This window comes from Campylobacter concisus, from assembly GCF_002913545.1.
GTDB lineage: Bacteria > Campylobacterota > Campylobacteria > Campylobacterales > Campylobacteraceae > Campylobacter_A > Campylobacter_A concisus_AV.
The window spans coordinates 41,532-57,439 of sequence record NZ_PPBR01000120.1 but is presented as its reverse complement, the minus strand read 5'-3'; the positions used below and the strand labels follow the sequence as shown (position 1 = coordinate 57,439).

The window sequence follows — 15,908 nt, the reverse complement described above, 5'->3', positions numbered from 1 at the left end:
AAATGGAGCAAAAAGAGCAAAGTTTTGAAGAGAAATTATCCCTAGCTGATAAAATTTTAAACGATCTAAACAAAGATGATGTGAGCTTAGAAAAGAGCATAAAGCTGCACGAGCAGGGCAAAAAGCTCTTAAATGAAGCAAGAGAAATTTTAGAAAACGCAAAACTTAGCATAAAGCAGGTGGATGATGAGTAAAATTTGCGCCCTTCAGCTACCAACGCAGCCCTTAAGCGAGGCTAGGCTTGATTATTACCTTAAAATTTGCGCGGATGAAAACGCAAGGCTGGTTGTGCTTGGTGAATACGTGCTAAATAGCTTCTTTAAAGAGCTTGCTACTATGCCAAAAAGCCTCATAAAAGAGCAGAGCGAGCGCAAAAAAGAGGCGCTCTTTGCGATGGCAAAAAAGTACGATCTAAACATCATCGCGCCTATCATAAATTTAAAAGGCAAAGAAATTTTTAAAAGCCTAGCTAAATTTAGCCAAACACAAGTAAAGCTATATGACCAGCAGATCCTCATGCCTTACGCACACTGGAACGAGGCGAAGTTTTTTAGCAACGCAAGCGAGGAGCTAAATTTACCTATCTTTACATACGATAAATTTAAGGTTGGCGTCATGTTTGGCTTCGAGGCGCACTTTGATGTGTGCTGGGCGTATATGAGTGCTAAAAAGGTCGATATCGTGCTTGTGCCAACGGCTTGCACATTTTTTTCGCAGGCGCGCTGGGAGGAGCTTTTAAAGGTTAGAGCCTTTACAAACAACGTCTATGTGCTTCGCGTAAATCGCGTGGGAAGCCACAAGAGTGAGGACGAGCAGTGGAGTTTTTACGGCGACTCGATGCTTATTAGCCCATTTGGCGAGGTTAAAAACAGGCTTGGCAAAAATGAAGAGATGATGATCGATGAGCTTAGTAAAAAGGAGCTTAGCGAGGCTAGAAGCACCTGGGGCTTTATGCAGATAGAGGCGAAATTTAAAAGATGAAGCGCTGCGCCTGGGCTGAAAAGAGCGAATTTAGCAAGATCTATCACGACTGCGAGTGGGGCAGGGCAGTCAAAGATGATGAGAAATTCTTTGAAATGCTCATTTTAGAGGGCTTTCAAGCAGGCCTTAGCTGGGACTACGTGCTACGAAAAAGAGCTGGGCTTGCTCAAATTTTAGATGGCTTTGATGCAAAAAAGATCGCTAGCTATGACGAGGCAAAGCTTCAAAGCCTTTTAAGCGATGATAGAGCGATCAAAAACCGCCTTAAAATTTACTCTCTGCCAAAAAATGCCAAGGCTTTTTTAGGGCTTTGTGCCGAGTTTGGCTCGTTTTATAACTACATCTATAAATTTACAAATGGCAAGCGCGTGATAAATGACATAAAAAGCGCTAAGGACATGCCAGCAAGTAGTGAGCTCTCAGAGTGCATCTCAAAAGATATGAAAAAGCGTGGCTTTAAATTTGTAGGCGCTGTGATCATCTACTCGTTTTTACAAGGCGTTGGCATCATCGATGATCACGAAAATGAGTGCTTTTTTAAAGGAATTTCGGAGTGAAATTTGAAACGAAGTGAAGTTGAAAAATATATAAAAGAGAAATTTGACATTTTAGGGGAGCAAATTTTCCCAAAATATCCAAAATTTAGTGTATTTCGTCACAAGAAAAACAAGAAGTGGTTTGCGCTGCTTATGCAGCTAAGCGCTAGTAAGCTTGGCCTTGAAAGTGACGAGGTGATAGAGGTTTTAAATTTAAAATGTAGCCCAGATCTAGCCATGGTGCTAGTTGATGAGCGGCAAATTTTTAAAGCATATCACATGAATAAAAAGCACTGGATAAGCGTAAATTTAAACTCCAAAATCTCGCAAAAAACCGTTTTTGACCTGATAGATGAAAGCTTTAGCTTAAGCAAATAAAAGCCATTTTTCAGCCTTAAATTTAGTAGTTTTTGTTAAAATCACGAAAAACTTAAGGATAAAATTTGCAAGAGCTAAACAACGAGATCAAAAAAGTCCATTTCATAGGCATCGGCGGCATCGGCATCTCAGCCATCGCTAGATTTTTACACGAAAAAGGCCATAAGATAAGCGGCAGCGACATCAAAGAGAGCAAGACGACGCTTGAGCTTCAAAATGAAGGCATCGAGGTCATCACGCCGCACTGCAAAGAGGCGATAAAAGACCAAGACTTCGTGGTCTATTCAGCTGCGATAAAAGAGGATAACATCGAGCTAGTGGAGGCTAGAAGAAAGGGCATAAAGTGCTTTTCAAGAAAAGAAATTTTGCCCTATGTGCTTGAAGATAAGTGCGTCTTTGCAGTTGCTGGCGCGCACGGTAAGAGTACTACTTCAGCGATGCTAGCAAGCCTTATTGAGGGCTCAGTCATTATCGGCGCCATCTCAAAGCAGTTTGGCTCAAATATGCGCTACGCAAAGAGCGATAACGTCGTATTTGAGGCCGATGAGAGCGATTCTAGCTTTCTAAACTCAAACCCATATCTAGCCATCGTCACAAACGCAGAGCCAGAGCACATGGAGCACTACGACTACGATCTAGCTAAATTTTACGCAGCATACAAGGGCTTTTTGGAGCGCGCAAAGGTTAGAGTGATAAACGCTGAGGATGAGTTTTTAAGCACGCTTAAGCTTGATGCGATCAGGCTTTATCCAAGCAGTGATATCACTGAGCTTACGATGGTGGTAAGAGACTATCAGCCATACACTAGCTTTAACCTTAAAAATTTAGGCAAATTTGAAGCCTTTGGCATGGGCGAGCACATCGCTATAGACGCATCTTTGGCTATCCTTGCTGCGATGCACGAGACGCCGCTTAAAGATATCAGAGAAAATTTACTAAATTTTAAAGGCATCAAAAAGCGTTTTGACATACTTAGCGCAAACAAAAATTTCGTCCTAATAGACGACTACGCGCACCATCCAACCGAGATAAAAGCGACGCTAAAATCAGTCTTTGAATACGCCAAAATTTTAGGCATAAAGAGCGTCACAGCGATATTTCAGCCACACCGCTACACAAGACTTAGCACAAATTTACCTGGCTTTAAAGAGTGCTTTAAGGGCGTTGATGAGCTTGTTATCTTGCCAGTTTATGCAGCCGGAGAAAATCCGATCGAAGTTGATATGAAGAGCGAATTTAGCGAGTATAATCCGATCTTTACCGACAAGGTCGAGAGGGTTGAAGAAGGGATAGAATTTACAGATGAATTTGGCGTGAAAAACCGCCTAAGTGACGGCATCGTAGTTGGCTTTGGAGCGGGCGATATCAGCGTGCAGCTAAGAGGCGGATATTAATGGATCTAAGTAGTTTCAAGCCTCAAGATGAAAATGAAATTTTAAAAGAGATAAAAGAAAAAGAGCTTAGCGAAGAAGAAATTTCAAGCCTTATAAATTTAGGCAAAAAAGATATCTTGATAGCCCTTGCAAGGTCACAAAAGCTAAATAGCACCCAGATAAAAGATATGCTGCCAAATGCCCCGTATCTAGCCGTTTGCTTGCTGGTTGAAAAGCAAGATATCAGCGAGGTTAGGGCTGAAATTTTAGAAAAGATCAAGCCTCATGCTGAGCTTTACAAGGAGCTCATCGCAAAGTATAAAGGCGTAAAATGGTAAGAAATTTGATAATAATCGCTGGCGTGATGCTGCTTTTTGGAGCGATCTGGGCGATAAAAGATGAAAAGATCAGCAAAAGTATAAAAGCGCTCGTTAGCGCGGTGCTTGTAGCGATCCTTGTTTGTGTATATTTTTATGAAGAGAATTTATCAAAAAACGAGGACGCCATCTCAAAGCTAGTGACTGACTTTAAGCAGGGTAAAACACTAAAATGTGGCGAATACAACGTGAGCGCTGAGAAATTTAACTACGAATTTGGCACGGCGTCATTTTTGCCAAAACGAGAATTTAGCGAACTTTCAGGCGTCATCGTGCCTATAACGAGCTGCGAGCAATGAACGATATATTTGCAAAGCTCGATCTGAACGAGTATTTAGAGAAATTTAACTCATTTTTAGCAAGGCAAAAACCGCTATTTTTACAAGGCGACAGCAAAATCCACTTTGAAAATATAAACGAGCTTTCAAAGTATGACTTCAAAGCGCCTGATGAGATAAAAGAGCTTGATGACGCGCTTATGAGACTTAGTAAGCAAGCAGTGCTTCACATCAGTGAAATTTACGAGTTTGCAAAGATCATTAAGTATTTTTCATATCTAAAAAAGCAAAAATTTGAAGGTAGGCTTGGCGAGTGGATCGCAAAGGTTGAAATCCCTGAAGCGATGAGTCAGATGGCAAACAGCTTTGATGAAAACGGCGAGTTTAGCGACAGCGTGGATGAGAGATTTTACGCGATAAAGCAGGCGTTTAGCGAGAAAAAACGCCAGATCGACGCTGAACTTAAAAAGCTCATCTACTCAAAGCACATCACGCCCTATCTAGTCGATACCCAGACGCACTATATCAACTCACAAGAGGCACTTTTGGTGCGTGGCGGCTTTAACCACGCCCTAAAAGGCACTGTGATCGCTAGAAGCTCAGGCGGCTACTTCTACGTCGCACCTGCAAGCACCGAGCGCCTAAAAAAGGAGCAAAGCGAGCTGCTTGATAGAAAAGAGGAGATCATTTACGAGCACTGCAAGAAATTTAGCCTGCAGATGAACAAGAGCCTACTCTTTTTGAAATTTATAAATAACGCTTTTGATCAGTTTGACGCCTATCAAGCGCGCGTAAATTTGGCTAGGTCACGTGACTATGAGTTTGTTTTACCAAATAGCTCGCATGTCATAAAGCTTGAGAAATTTGCCCATCCAGCGCTAAAAAACCCAAAGAGTGTGAGTGTGGATTTTAGCAAAAAAGTGCTTTTAATAACCGGCGTAAATGCTGGCGGTAAGTCGATGCTTTTAAAATCTATCATCTCAGCCACGCTGCTTGCAAAGTATCTGCTGCCTATGCGTATCGACGCAAACCGCTCAACGATCGGCTCTTTTAAAGAATTTGACGCGATCATAGAAGATCCGCAAAGTGTGAAAAACGACATCTCGACCTTTGCTGGCAGGATGGTGCATTTTGCAAGGCTTTTTACTAAAAAATCGATCATCATAGGTATCGACGAGATCGAGCTTGGCACCGACTTTGAAGAGGCTGCGAGCTTGTATGGCGTCATGATAGAGCGCCTCATCACTCAAGATATCAAAATGATCATCACGACCCACCACAAGCGCCTTGCGATGTTGCTAGCTAAAAATCCAGAGGTTGAGCTGGTGGCGGCACTTTACGATGAGGCGGCTCAAAGGCCTAAATTTGAGTTTTTAAAGGGCACGATCGGCAAGTCTTACGCCTTTGAAACGGCGGCAAGATACGGCATATCTCAAAATTTAGTGGCGCAGGCAAAGAAAATTTACGGCGAGGATAAAGAGAATTTAAATGAGATCATCACAAAGACTCTAAATTTACAAACTAAGCTTGATGAGGGGATAAAAGAGGTCACGGCAAAAGAGGAGCGGCTGGAGCGCTTGCTTGAGGAGCAAAAAGAGCTAAAAGAGAGAAATGAGATCAAGCTAAATGCGACTATTTCACGCCTTGAAAAAGAGTATTATGAAGCGATAAATGCGGCAAAAGCTGTTATAAATTTCAAAGAGATAAAAGACAAGCAAAGGGCGCTAAATGTGGCAAATGAGAAAAAAGCTGCCATCGTTAAGCCTAAAAAAACTGAGCGAGAGAGCCTAAAAGTAGGCGATAGAGTGAAGTATGAAAATATAAAAGGCACGGTTTTAAGCATCTCTAAAAATGACGCGATGATCGAGTCAAATGGCATAAATTTGCGTGTACCACTCGAGCTTTTAAGAAAAAATGGCAACGAAGTGGCGGTGCCTAAAAAAAGTGGAGTAAGTTTAAGTGTCGATAAGCCAAAAACAGCCTCGCTCTCGCTTGATCTGCACGGCATGAGAGCTGACGAGGCGATAGCTAAGCTTGATAAATTTATCTCAGATAGTCTTGTTATGGGGTTTGATGAGGTTAGCGTATTTCACGGTATCGGCACTGGTAAGCTCGCCTTTGCGGTTAAAAATTTCTTAAAAGAGCATCCAAGCGTGAAAGAATTTCACGATGCACCGGCAAATCAAGGCGGATACGGTGCTAAGATCGTTAAGCTTTAATTTAAAGCAAAAGTTAAATTTTATTTAATGATAGTTATAATTTGAAAGCCTTAGCCATAGGAAAGGGAGTTTAATTTTATGTCTGAAGATTTACAAAAAAAAAGTATAAACAATGTCAAAATTATTGTTATTGTTATGTTTGTATTTTTTTCATTCTTTACGATTGAAAATTTGGTTGTTTTTTATTTTAAATATAATAGTGCTATTGCCTCTAATGACTATGATATTAGAAAAAAGACAGAATATTTAACATATCAGTTTGTAAATTACTTTAAAAATGCTAGTAATTTAAATGTTGCAAATTTTCAAAATTATATAAATAATAGTGCCATTGGAAATGTAACCTTACTAAAAGACAATGATAAAAATGGTTTTAAAATCGTGGCAGCTTCGGATGCAAGTTTAGTCGGAAAAGACTATGATGATAAGGAATGTGGAGATATATATTCGCATGATTTTCAAAAAGATTATTTCTTAGCTGAAATCTTGCCTGGAAATAGTGCAAAAGTTTGTATGTTTGTGCCTATAAAAGACTATATTTTAGGCTTTAAGGCAAATATCGACCAAAGAATTGTTGGTTTTAGTGATAGGTACTTTTATCAGTGGTTTTTTCAAAATATGTATATAACATTTTTTATAAGTTTTGCTGGGTTAATTGTCGGCCTTATCATAAGTTCTTTATTTATTATCAAGTATAAAAGAATTGTATCCGACTATGATGAATTAAAAAAAGATAGTGTTGAAAAGATAGCTGATTTAAGTGAGAAACTATATATTGATCCGATGACAGGACTTTTAAATAAAGCTGCACTCACGAGAGATGTAAATGAGTATAAATATCCAAAAGTGATACTTATGGATATCGATGATTTTGGCAAGATGAACGACTACTACGGCAAATACGTGTGCGATCAGATCTTAAAACAGATGGCAAATCTCATCAAAGAATTTGCAAAAAATGAGAATATGAAGGCTTATTGTATCGAGGCGGACAGATTTGCTTTGGTCGAAGATAATAACGACTTTATCGACAGATATGAGGAGTTAGCTGAAAATTTACTAGATATCTTTAAAGGCAGGATGCTTAGCATAAAAGATGAAAACGGCGTAGAGGTCGATGATATAGAAATTCACAACACCATTGGCTTTGCGCTTGATAGCGACCAAACGCTAAGAAAGGCAACCATCGCGTTAAAATCAGCTAAGACGCTTGATAAAGACTATGTTTGCTACTTTAAAGGGCTAAGTCAAAAAGATGAATACGCAAATCAGATCGAGCGCTCAAAGCTTATCCAAAATGCTACGATAAACGACAACATCGTGCCGTATTTTCAGCCGATATTTGACGAGAAAAAGATCCCTATAAAATATGAATGCTTGATAAGAATTTTAGACCGCGACGACGTCATCTCACCAAGCGTATTTTTGGATATCTCAAAGCGTATCAAGCGTTACGCAGACCTTGAAAAGCAGCTCATTAAAAAGTGCTTTGAGCACCTCACTGAAGATCCAAATTTGGTTCTTTCTATAAATTTAAGCAGCCGAGATATGATAGATGGCGACGTCTCTGCGCTAGTTTTAAATTTACTAAACAAGCACAATGTCGCTGGCAGGATAGTTTTTGAGATAGTCGAAGATGAGGAGCTAAAGAGCGCTGAGCGCGTCTCAGTCTTTATCGAGCGAGCAAAGAGCATGGGCGCTATGATAGCGATCGACGACTTTGGCTCTGGCTACTCAAATTTCTCTTACATTATAAAGATCAAGCCAGACTACGTGAAGATCGATGGCTCTATCATCAAAGATATCGATATCAATAAAGACTCATACGCCATCGCAAGCGCGATCGTGGCATTTGCAAAGGATCTTGGCATAAAAACGATCGCAGAGTATGTTCATTCTAAAGAAATCTTTAACGTCTGTAAGGAGATAGGCATCGACGAATTCCAGGGATTTTACTTGGGAATTCCTTCTAAAAAGGCATTTTAGTGGTAGTTAGCTTTTTAAAAGAGCTTTTAAAATTTCGTTCTATCACGCCAGATGATGCAGGCAGCTTGGAGTTTATCGCTAAATTTTTGCCTGATTTTGAGGCTAAATTTATAGAAAAAAATGGCACAAAAAATCTCATACTTTCTAAAATTTATGGAGAGGGCGAACATCTAGCTTTTGCAGGACACGTTGATGTCGTGCCTCCAGGAGATGGCTGGGAGAGCGAGCCATTTACCCCGCTAGAAAAAGATGGCTACATCTACGCAAGGGGTGCGCAGGATATGAAAAGCGGCGTGGCTGCCTTTGTTTGTGCGTGCAAAGAGGCTAAATTTAATGGCAAGCTAAGCCTTATCTTAACAAGTGACGAAGAGGGCGATGGCACTTTTGGCACACCTTTGGCACTTGAATATCTGCGTGAAATAGGTGATCTGCCAAAAATTTGCGTCGTGGCTGAGCCAACTTGTGATAAGAAATTTGGCGATAGTATAAAGGTCGGCAGACGTGGCTCGATAAATGGCAAGATCGTGATAAAGGGCATTCAAGGCCACGTGGCATACCCAGAAAAATGTGTAAATCCAGTAAATTTGATAGCTCCACTTTTAAGCAAGATAGCTGACCACGATATGGACGTCGGGAGCGAGTTTTTTAGCCCAAGCAAGATCGTGGTGACGGACATTCGTGGTGGCATGCAGGTTTGCAACGTCACGCCAAGCGAGCTTAGCATAATGTTTAACGTTAGAAACTCAAATTTAACTGACGCAAATGACGTTGAGAGCTATCTTAGAAGCGTTTTAGATGGTCTTGATTGCGAGCTTAGTATAAAGCAAAGCTCGAAGAGATTTTTAACCAACAAAGATAGCAAGATCGTAAGAAATTTAATGGCATCTGTCACAAAGATCACTGGCGTTACGCCACTTTTAAATACAAAGGGCGGCACGAGCGATGCAAGGCACTTTGCAGAATTTGGCGTAGATGCGATAGAATTTGGCGTCATAAACGACCGCATACACGCCAAAAACGAACGTGTCAGCATCGGCGAAGTAAATAAACTTTATGAAGTTTTTAAAGACCTGATAGAAAATTTTCACTAATCTCTTTTTGATTAAATAGTTAAATTTAGTCGCCACTTCTAGCGTCTTTAGGATAAATTTTAATAAAAATGGCTACATTTTACCTGAAACCGAAACTGCTCAATTATATAGACTGCGCTTATTACCGCAACCACCGCTAAAATGGTGATCGTTATTATTAGAAGCGCCTATTTGTCAGGATTTGAGCCTAGAAAGTAGCCAACTCCAAACAAAACAGCACATAAAACCCCAGCACTAAGCGTGGCAAGTAGGTAAAATCTAAAAATATTCATCTTGGCAAGCCCAGCTGGCAGGCTGATATACTACGAATTTTAGAGATAAGGCGCGAGTTGAGGGTTGAAATTTCGCCGTGTTTATTAAAAAATGTCTCAAATGTATCTATCTTTTCGTGAGTTATACCTACAAATTTGCCGTATTTTAAGAATATCTCACACCCAAAAAAAGTAGCAAAGACACTGCAAAGGTGATAGGGCTTTTGCCAACTATCATTGCTATTTTATTTTTGATAGCACTTGTCTTTGGTCTAAAACTTGGAGAAAATGGCGCATTTATGCAAAGAAGTAAATTTTGCTCAGTGGGAGCTATCAGTAAAATTTTCGAGTGTGACTTCTCTATGTTTTATGGCATAGTCTCTATCATCGTCTGCACAAGCATCACAAATTTAGTGCTAAATCAATACAAATTTGGCTTTGATGCTCAGCTCTTTTTGTTTTAGGCTGGAAGCTGGAGCTGCTATAAGTCATAACTTTATCTTAGCAAGCCCAGGAGCTGGCATCACACCTTATGCCCCGTATGCCGTAGTGATAGGCTTTATCTACGCTATTTACGTTGGATTTTTCACTAAAATTGTAATTAAATTTGGCTGCTTTTGCAGGTTTTTGCTTATAAATTTTAAATTTAAATTTTAGAGAAATTTAGCCACCAAAGTGGCTAAATTTGAAGTTATCTTAGGATTTGAATTTTTGCTTTTGCGCGGAGTTTTTCGAAGTAATCACTCATTAATTTTTCTTGCTCGCCTTGGTAAAGCTCGTTTATAACGTTATCTTTTACATCAGCAAAGCTTGGTGTGTATGAGCCGATCTTCTCTTTTACCAAAAACATATCAAAGCTATCAGGTCCTTGCAAAGGCTGTGTGTAGTCGCCGTTATTCGTGCTTGAGATGATCGCAGCAAGCCTTGGATCTATGCTTTGATAGTCCAAACTCACCTCTTGTGTTTGCACGCCGTCTAGTAGCTTTGGACTTGTCTTTTGAGCTTCAAGCAGATCAGGGTCTTTTGCTCTATAAACTACGACTCTAGCGGTGCTAAAGACCTTAAATTTATCAGGATTAGCGTCAAAATACGCCTTTGCTTTTTGCTCATTTATGTTTTTACCAGCCTCAGCAGCTATGCTTTTATAGAGCTTTTCTTGAAGCATCTTGTGCTCTAGGTTGTTTTTAAAGTCCAAAAAGTCCATGCCTTGAGCTTGGATAGAGTTTCTAAACTGCGAATTTGTCATGCCATTTTGCTTTGCGATCGCCTCGATCCTGTCGTTTAGCTCAAAAGGTGTAACGCTTAAATTTAAGTTTTTTATCTGCGCATCTTCAAGTCTATCTCTGATAAGCAAATTTAAAGCGTCCTGCTCTGTTGTCTTTAGCTGTTCCTTCAAGCTATAAACCTCGTAAAGCGTGATAGGCTCGTTCTCCACGATAGCTGCGATGCCGTTTATCATCTGAGCTGAATATAAATTTAAGGCACTTAACACGCCAGCAGCCAAAAAGAGCAATTTTTTCATAATGAAACCTTTATTTAAGTATTTAGTAAATATAATTTTGGGCAATTATAACATAAAAATAAGGCACAAAATGATAGTTACTAGATTTGCTCCGTCGCCTACTGGATACCTACATATAGGCGGACTTAGGACAGCTCTTTATAATTATTTATACGCAAGAGCTAACAATGGAAAATTTCTGCTCCGCATCGAAGATACTGACTTAAAACGAAACTCAGAAGAAGCCACGCAAGCCATAAAAGAGGCATTTGCTTGGTGCAAGCTAGATCACGACGGCGAAGTGACCTATCAGTCAAAGAGATTTAATCTTTACAAAGAGTACGTTAAAAAGCTGCTTGATGAGGGCAAAGCCTACAAATGCTACATGAGCAAAGAGGAGCTTGAGGAGCTTAGAGCTAGTCAAGAGGCTAGAAAAGAGCGCCCAAAATATGATAATAGATATAGAGATTTTACTGGCACGCCTCCAGCTGGTATCGAGCCAGTCATCCGTATAAAAGCCCCACTTAGCGGCGAGATCGTCATACATGATGGCATAAAGGGTGAGGTTAAATTTAAGGTTGAAGATATCTTAGACGACTTCATCATCGCAAGAAGCGACGGCACGCCAACATATAACTTCACAGTTGTGATAGACGATGCACTAATGGGCGTCACAGACGTCATTCGCGGTGATGATCACCTCTCAAATACCCCAAAACAGATCGTTCTTTACGAGGCGCTTGGCTTTAAGGTGCCAAAATTTTATCACGTCGCTATGATAAACGGCGAGGATGGCAAAAAGCTTAGTAAAAGGCATGGCGCAACTGACGTTATGGAGTATAAAAAGATGGGCTACTTGCCTGAAGCGCTCTTAAATTTTCTCGTTCGTCTTGGCTGGAGCCACGGTGATGATGAGATTTTTACTATCGAGGATATGCTTAAATACTTCAATCCAAACGATATCAACAAAAGCTCAAGCACCTATAACGCTCAAAAGCTTGACTGGCTAAATTCTCACTATATAAAAACTTTGCCTTACGAGAGGTTAGCACATGATATGCTTGAATTTGGCGTGGATTTTAAGGCTTTGGTAAAGGGCGAGCTACTGCTAAATTCGCTCCGTGAGAGATCAAAGACACTAATTGAGATGGCAAACAGCGCAAATGCTATCATCAACGCTCCAAAAAGCTACGACGAGAAAGCTTGGGCTAAATTTATAAATGAAAATAGCAAAGAAATTTTGGCGAAATTTGCTCAAATTTTAGACCGCGACCTTGACGCAAAGGGCTACGAGGAGCTAACTAATAAATTTTTAGAGCAAAATGGCTTAAAACTAAAAGACCTAGCTCAGGCCCTAAGGATAGCGCTAACTGGCTCAAGCGTGAGCCCAAGTATCTTTGAAGTGCTTGAAGTAGTAGGCAGTAATGAGATCAAAAATAGAATACAAAATTTATTAAAGGAAGAGAAATGACACATGTAACTAAAGAAGAGGCGCTAAACTACCACATCGGCGGTAAGATCGAGATCAGGGTAAAGACACCTTGCGAGACTTCAAGAGACCTTTCAATGGCCTATACACCAGGCGTTGCTGAGCCATGCCGTGAGATAAATGCAGACACTGAACTAGCTTATAAATACACAAATAAAGCAAATTTAGTAGCTGTCATCACCGATGGCACGGCTGTTCTTGGTCTTGGCGACATCGGCGCTATCGCTGGTAAGCCAGTTATGGAGGGCAAGGCGGTGCTATTTAAGAAATTTGCAAACGTTGATGCCTTTGACATCGAGCTAGATGAGCATGATCCTGATAAGATCGTTGAGATTTGCAAGGCTCTAGCTCCTACATTTGGCGGTATAAATTTAGAAGATATCCGTGCTCCAAAGTGCTTTGAGATCGAAAGAAAGCTTCAAGAAGCAGTCGATATCCCTGTAATGCACGACGATCAGCACGGCACAGCGATGATAACAAGCGCTGGCATTATAAACGCGATGGAAATTTCTGGCAAAGATATATCTAAGATAAAGATCGTAGTTAGCGGCGCTGGTGCAGCTGGCATCGCTTGCGCAAAGATGTATAAAGCACTTGGCGCAAAACACATCGTGATGATAGATAGCAAAGGCGTCATCCACTCAAAAAGAACAGACCTAACTCCAGAGAAGGTTGAATTTGCGCTTGAGACCGAGGATAGGACACTAGCAGATGCGATGAAAGGCGCTGATATGTTTTTAGGTCTTTCTAAGCCTGGCGTTGTGACAAAAGAGATGGTTGCGTCGATGAACAAAGAGCCTATCATCTTTGCTTTGGCAAACCCAGTGCCTGAAATCTTCCCAGAGGACGTCGTAGCTGTAAGAGATGACGTTATGATGGGCACAGGCAGAAGCGACTATCCTAACCAAGTAAATAACGTTTTGGGCTTTCCATTTATCTTTAGAGGGGCGCTTGATGTTAGGGCTAAAAAGATCACTGAAAATATGAAAATGGCTGCAGCAAAAGCGCTTGCGCAGCTTGCAAAAGAGCCAGTGCCAGCTGAAGTTTTAAAAGCAAGTGGCGTTAGCGAGCTAAAATTTGGCAAAGAGTACATCATCCCAAAACCATTTGACAAGCGCGTGCTAACGGCGGTCGCTCCAGCAGTTGCAAAAGCTGCAGTTGAAGATGGCGTAGCGAGAGTAAAAGATTTTGATGTTGAGGCTTACAAAGCCAAACTTGCAAAAGGTTTTTAATCAAATTTAGCCCAAATTTTGGGCTAAATTCTCCTCTTGGCATTTTGTAAAAGACAAACCTTGTAAAAACAGTAAATTTAAGGACAAAAAATGCAAAACGTGAAGCTCATCTCACATCCATTGATCGAGCATAAATTAACAATCTTACGTGATAAAAACACCCAGCCTTTTCAGTTTCGCATGCTAGTTGATGAGATCAGCTACCTTATGATCTTTGAAGCGACTAGAAATTTAAAGGTAAAAGATGTCAAAGTCCAAACACCAGTTGCGGTGGCAGACGCAAAAAGGCTCACTACAAAGGTGATGATATGCCCTATTTTAAGGGCTGCTCTTGGTATGCTTGATAGCGTCTTTACCATCATCCCAGATGCGAGCGTTGGCTTTTTGGGCTTTCAGCGAAACGAAGAGACAGCGCAGGCTGAGTTTTTCTACGCAAAGCTTCCAAAAGACGCAAAAGAGCGCATGGCGATCATCATCGACCCTATGTTTGCTACTGGTGGCACGGCGATAGATGCGGTTAAATTCTTGCGTGAAAAGGGCGTTAAAGAGATCAAATTTATCTCTATCATCGCCGCACCTGAGGGGCTAAAGAGATTTAGCGAAATTTACCCAGACGTCGAGGTCTATACGGCTTCGATCGATGAGAAACTAAACGAGAAAAACTACATCGTACCAGGTCTTGGTGACGCTGGCGATAGAGTTTTTAACACTCTTTAAGGGCTAAATTTGAACAAAAGACTTTTGCCAGCTCTAGTCGCCTTTGTCATTGCTATCATCGTTGGCACCTTCTTTTTTTCAAAAGAGGGTGGCGAGGCAAACAAAAACGCTCAAATTTTACTTGAGCAGCTAAACAAAGAGGGGCAAAAGAGCCAGAGTCTCGCAGAAAATGGCTCATACACCTCAAAAGATGAGGTCGCACTTTATATCTATAAATTTAACAAGCTGCCAAAGAATTTTATAACCAAAAAAGAGGCAATGGCTCTTGGCTGGGACGCAAAAAGTGGAAATTTATGGCAGATAAGCGGCGGCAAAAGCATTGGCGGGGATAGGTTTTCAAACCGAGAAAAGAGGCTACCTGAGGCTGATGGTAGAAAGTGGTTTGAGTGCGATGTGAATTATAATGGCGGCAGGCGCGGCGCTGAGAGAATTTTATACTCAAACGACGGGCTTATCTACTACACGCCCGATCACTACGAGCATTTTTACCTGCTTTATGAGAAGAGGATGCAATGAAAAGCGTGATCTTAGATGCCAAAAAGATGCTCGAAAAAGAGAAGATGCATGAGTATTTTGCTAAGAAATTTGACCTGCCAGAGTACTACGGCAAAAATTTAGACGCGCTCTTTGACTGCCTTTGCGAGATAAATGAGCCAACGCTTATAAAGCTAAAAAATGAAAGTGCTTTGGATGGTGCCACAAAAGAGAGCCTAGCTCAGCTATTTCGCGACGTTTGCAGTGAAAACGCGCTAGTTAAATTTGAGCTTGTAAAAGATGAAAAATGATATTTGGAAAGATTGATTATCTAAATTTACTCCCATTTCACGTATTTTTAAAATCAGCCCCACTAAGCTCTCAGATAAAAAAGGCGATTGAGTTTAAAAAGGGTGTGCCAAGCAAGCTAAATAGAGCCCTAAACGCCAGAAAGATCGACGCTGCGGTGATCTCAAGCATAGCTAGCAAAAAGGCAAATTTAAAGAAGCTAAATTTTGGAATAGTCGCCAAAAAAGATGTCAAAAGCGTGCTTGTGCGCAAAAACTCAGCTCCAAAGCCAGATCCTGCCTCAGCTAGCTCAAACGCCCTAGCCAAGGTGCTTAAACTAAATGGCGAGGTGATCATAGGCGACAGGGCGCTAAAGGCATACTTAAGCGAGGGCAAAGAGTGCTTTTACGACCTTGGTCAAATTTGGCACGAAAAGACAAATTTGCCCTTTGTTTTTGGTAGGTTTTCTTACGTAAAAAATGGTTCGTTTTACAAAAGGCTGGTCGCAAATTTTTTGCAAAAAAATGTAAAAATTCCAAATTATATATTAGCCCAGTATGCCAAAAGTCGCGACATAAGCGAGCAAGATATCAAGTGGTATCTTAAATTTATAAGCTACAAAATAGGTCCAAAAGAGCAAAAATCACTCCGAAAATTTTTTAAAGAAGATAGATTGTTAAAAGCAGAAAAAAGAATTAAATTTTATAGCTTCTTAGCAGCTGCCAAGAAGCTATAAA

The 15,908-nt window shown here is 40.7% G+C and carries 19 protein-coding genes; 18 read left to right on the top strand and 1 reads right to left on the bottom strand.

All coding sequences use genetic code 11. From position 1 onward, the window contains the following. Positions 1-2: 2 nt before the first annotated feature. The 12 genes from xseB to CYP05_RS10225 all read left to right on the top strand — a co-directional run bounded on the left by xseB (position 3) and on the right by CYP05_RS10225 (position 10,127). A complete protein-coding gene (gene xseB / locus CYP05_RS07945) occupies positions 3-194 on the top strand; it encodes an exodeoxyribonuclease VII small subunit (RefSeq protein ID WP_103642545.1) in 192 nt (63 codons plus the stop codon). Further along, positions 187-981 carry a carbon-nitrogen hydrolase family protein gene (locus CYP05_RS07940; protein WP_021092110.1) on the top strand — a complete coding sequence of 265 codons (795 nt, stop codon included), beginning with the start codon at positions 187-189 and terminating at the stop codon, positions 979-981. Before xseB ends, CYP05_RS07940 begins: the two co-directional genes overlap by 8 nt. After that, the gene (locus tag CYP05_RS07935) at positions 978-1,538 is read left to right on the top strand and encodes a DNA-3-methyladenine glycosylase I (protein ID WP_103642544.1); all 561 of its coding nucleotides are present in this window, start codon (positions 978-980) and stop codon (positions 1,536-1,538) included. The genes CYP05_RS07940 and CYP05_RS07935 overlap by 4 nt, the downstream gene beginning before the upstream one ends. 3 nt (positions 1,539-1,541) lie before the next feature. Continuing rightward, positions 1,542-1,895, top strand: coding sequence for an MmcQ/YjbR family DNA-binding protein (locus tag CYP05_RS07930; protein ID WP_103642543.1), 354 nt, complete (start codon positions 1,542-1,544; stop codon positions 1,893-1,895). A gap of 86 nt (positions 1,896-1,981) precedes the next feature. Then, positions 1,982-3,289: a UDP-N-acetylmuramate--L-alanine ligase gene (gene murC, locus CYP05_RS07925; RefSeq protein ID WP_103612873.1), complete on the top strand. Its 1,308-nt coding sequence runs from the start codon at positions 1,982-1,984 to the stop codon at positions 3,287-3,289. Beyond that, complete coding sequence (locus CYP05_RS07920; RefSeq protein ID WP_103611667.1) at positions 3,289-3,606, top strand: hypothetical protein; 318 nt, start codon at positions 3,289-3,291, stop codon at positions 3,604-3,606. Before murC ends, CYP05_RS07920 begins: the two co-directional genes overlap by 1 nt. Next, entirely contained in the window at positions 3,600-3,944 is a 345-nt protein-coding gene (locus tag CYP05_RS07915) for a hypothetical protein (RefSeq protein ID WP_103642542.1), read from the top strand. Before CYP05_RS07920 ends, CYP05_RS07915 begins: the two co-directional genes overlap by 7 nt. Then, positions 3,941-6,142: an endonuclease MutS2 gene (locus CYP05_RS07910; protein ID WP_181001195.1), complete on the top strand. Its 2,202-nt coding sequence runs from the start codon at positions 3,941-3,943 to the stop codon at positions 6,140-6,142. The genes CYP05_RS07915 and CYP05_RS07910 overlap by 4 nt, the downstream gene beginning before the upstream one ends. A 381-nt stretch (positions 6,143-6,523) precedes the next feature. After that, positions 6,524-8,128: a GGDEF domain-containing phosphodiesterase gene (locus CYP05_RS07905; RefSeq protein WP_258031544.1), complete on the top strand. Its 1,605-nt coding sequence runs from the start codon at positions 6,524-6,526 to the stop codon at positions 8,126-8,128. Then, positions 8,128-9,219: a succinyl-diaminopimelate desuccinylase gene (gene dapE, locus CYP05_RS07900; RefSeq protein WP_103642539.1), complete on the top strand. Its 1,092-nt coding sequence runs from the start codon at positions 8,128-8,130 to the stop codon at positions 9,217-9,219. The genes CYP05_RS07905 and dapE overlap by 1 nt, the downstream gene beginning before the upstream one ends. 475 nt (positions 9,220-9,694) lie before the next feature. Beyond that, the gene (locus CYP05_RS10230) at positions 9,695-9,934 is read left to right on the top strand and encodes a hypothetical protein (protein WP_021084545.1); all 240 of its coding nucleotides are present in this window, start codon (positions 9,695-9,697) and stop codon (positions 9,932-9,934) included. Beyond that, positions 9,912-10,127, top strand: a complete 216-nt coding sequence (locus CYP05_RS10225; RefSeq protein WP_021084557.1) for a hypothetical protein — start codon at positions 9,912-9,914, stop codon at positions 10,125-10,127. The genes CYP05_RS10230 and CYP05_RS10225 overlap by 23 nt, the downstream gene beginning before the upstream one ends. Positions 10,128-10,161: 34 nt before the next feature. On the opposite strand, the gene CYP05_RS07885 is transcribed toward CYP05_RS10225, so the two are convergent. Beyond that, positions 10,162-10,992: a peptidylprolyl isomerase gene (locus CYP05_RS07885; RefSeq protein ID WP_004317652.1), complete on the bottom strand. Its 831-nt coding sequence runs from the start codon at positions 10,990-10,992 to the stop codon at positions 10,162-10,164. A 70-nt stretch (positions 10,993-11,062) separates the two neighbouring features. Between CYP05_RS07885 and gltX the strand changes: the two genes are divergently transcribed. From gltX to CYP05_RS07855, 6 genes are all read left to right on the top strand, one after another. Further along, positions 11,063-12,442, top strand: a complete 1,380-nt coding sequence (gltX, locus tag CYP05_RS07880; RefSeq protein WP_103642538.1) for a glutamate--tRNA ligase — start codon at positions 11,063-11,065, stop codon at positions 12,440-12,442. Further along, complete coding sequence (locus tag CYP05_RS07875) at positions 12,439-13,692, top strand: malic enzyme-like NAD(P)-binding protein (RefSeq protein ID WP_004317644.1); 1,254 nt, start codon at positions 12,439-12,441, stop codon at positions 13,690-13,692. Before gltX ends, CYP05_RS07875 begins: the two co-directional genes overlap by 4 nt. A 90-nt stretch (positions 13,693-13,782) precedes the next feature. Continuing rightward, positions 13,783-14,409 (top strand): uracil phosphoribosyltransferase, encoded by a 627-nt coding sequence (gene upp, locus CYP05_RS07870; protein ID WP_004317747.1) that lies wholly within the window; start codon positions 13,783-13,785, stop codon positions 14,407-14,409. A 9-nt stretch (positions 14,410-14,418) separates the two neighbouring features. Next, positions 14,419-14,925 carry a ribonuclease domain-containing protein gene (locus CYP05_RS07865; protein ID WP_103639120.1) on the top strand — a complete coding sequence of 169 codons (507 nt, stop codon included), beginning with the start codon at positions 14,419-14,421 and terminating at the stop codon, positions 14,923-14,925. Then, a complete protein-coding gene (locus CYP05_RS07860) occupies positions 14,922-15,194 on the top strand; it encodes a barstar family protein (protein ID WP_103642537.1) in 273 nt (90 codons plus the stop codon). The genes CYP05_RS07865 and CYP05_RS07860 overlap by 4 nt, the downstream gene beginning before the upstream one ends. Continuing rightward, positions 15,191-15,907, top strand: coding sequence for an MqnA/MqnD/SBP family protein (locus tag CYP05_RS07855; protein ID WP_103642536.1), 717 nt, complete (start codon positions 15,191-15,193; stop codon positions 15,905-15,907). The genes CYP05_RS07860 and CYP05_RS07855 overlap by 4 nt, the downstream gene beginning before the upstream one ends. The last annotated feature ends 1 nt before the right edge of the window (position 15,908 follow it).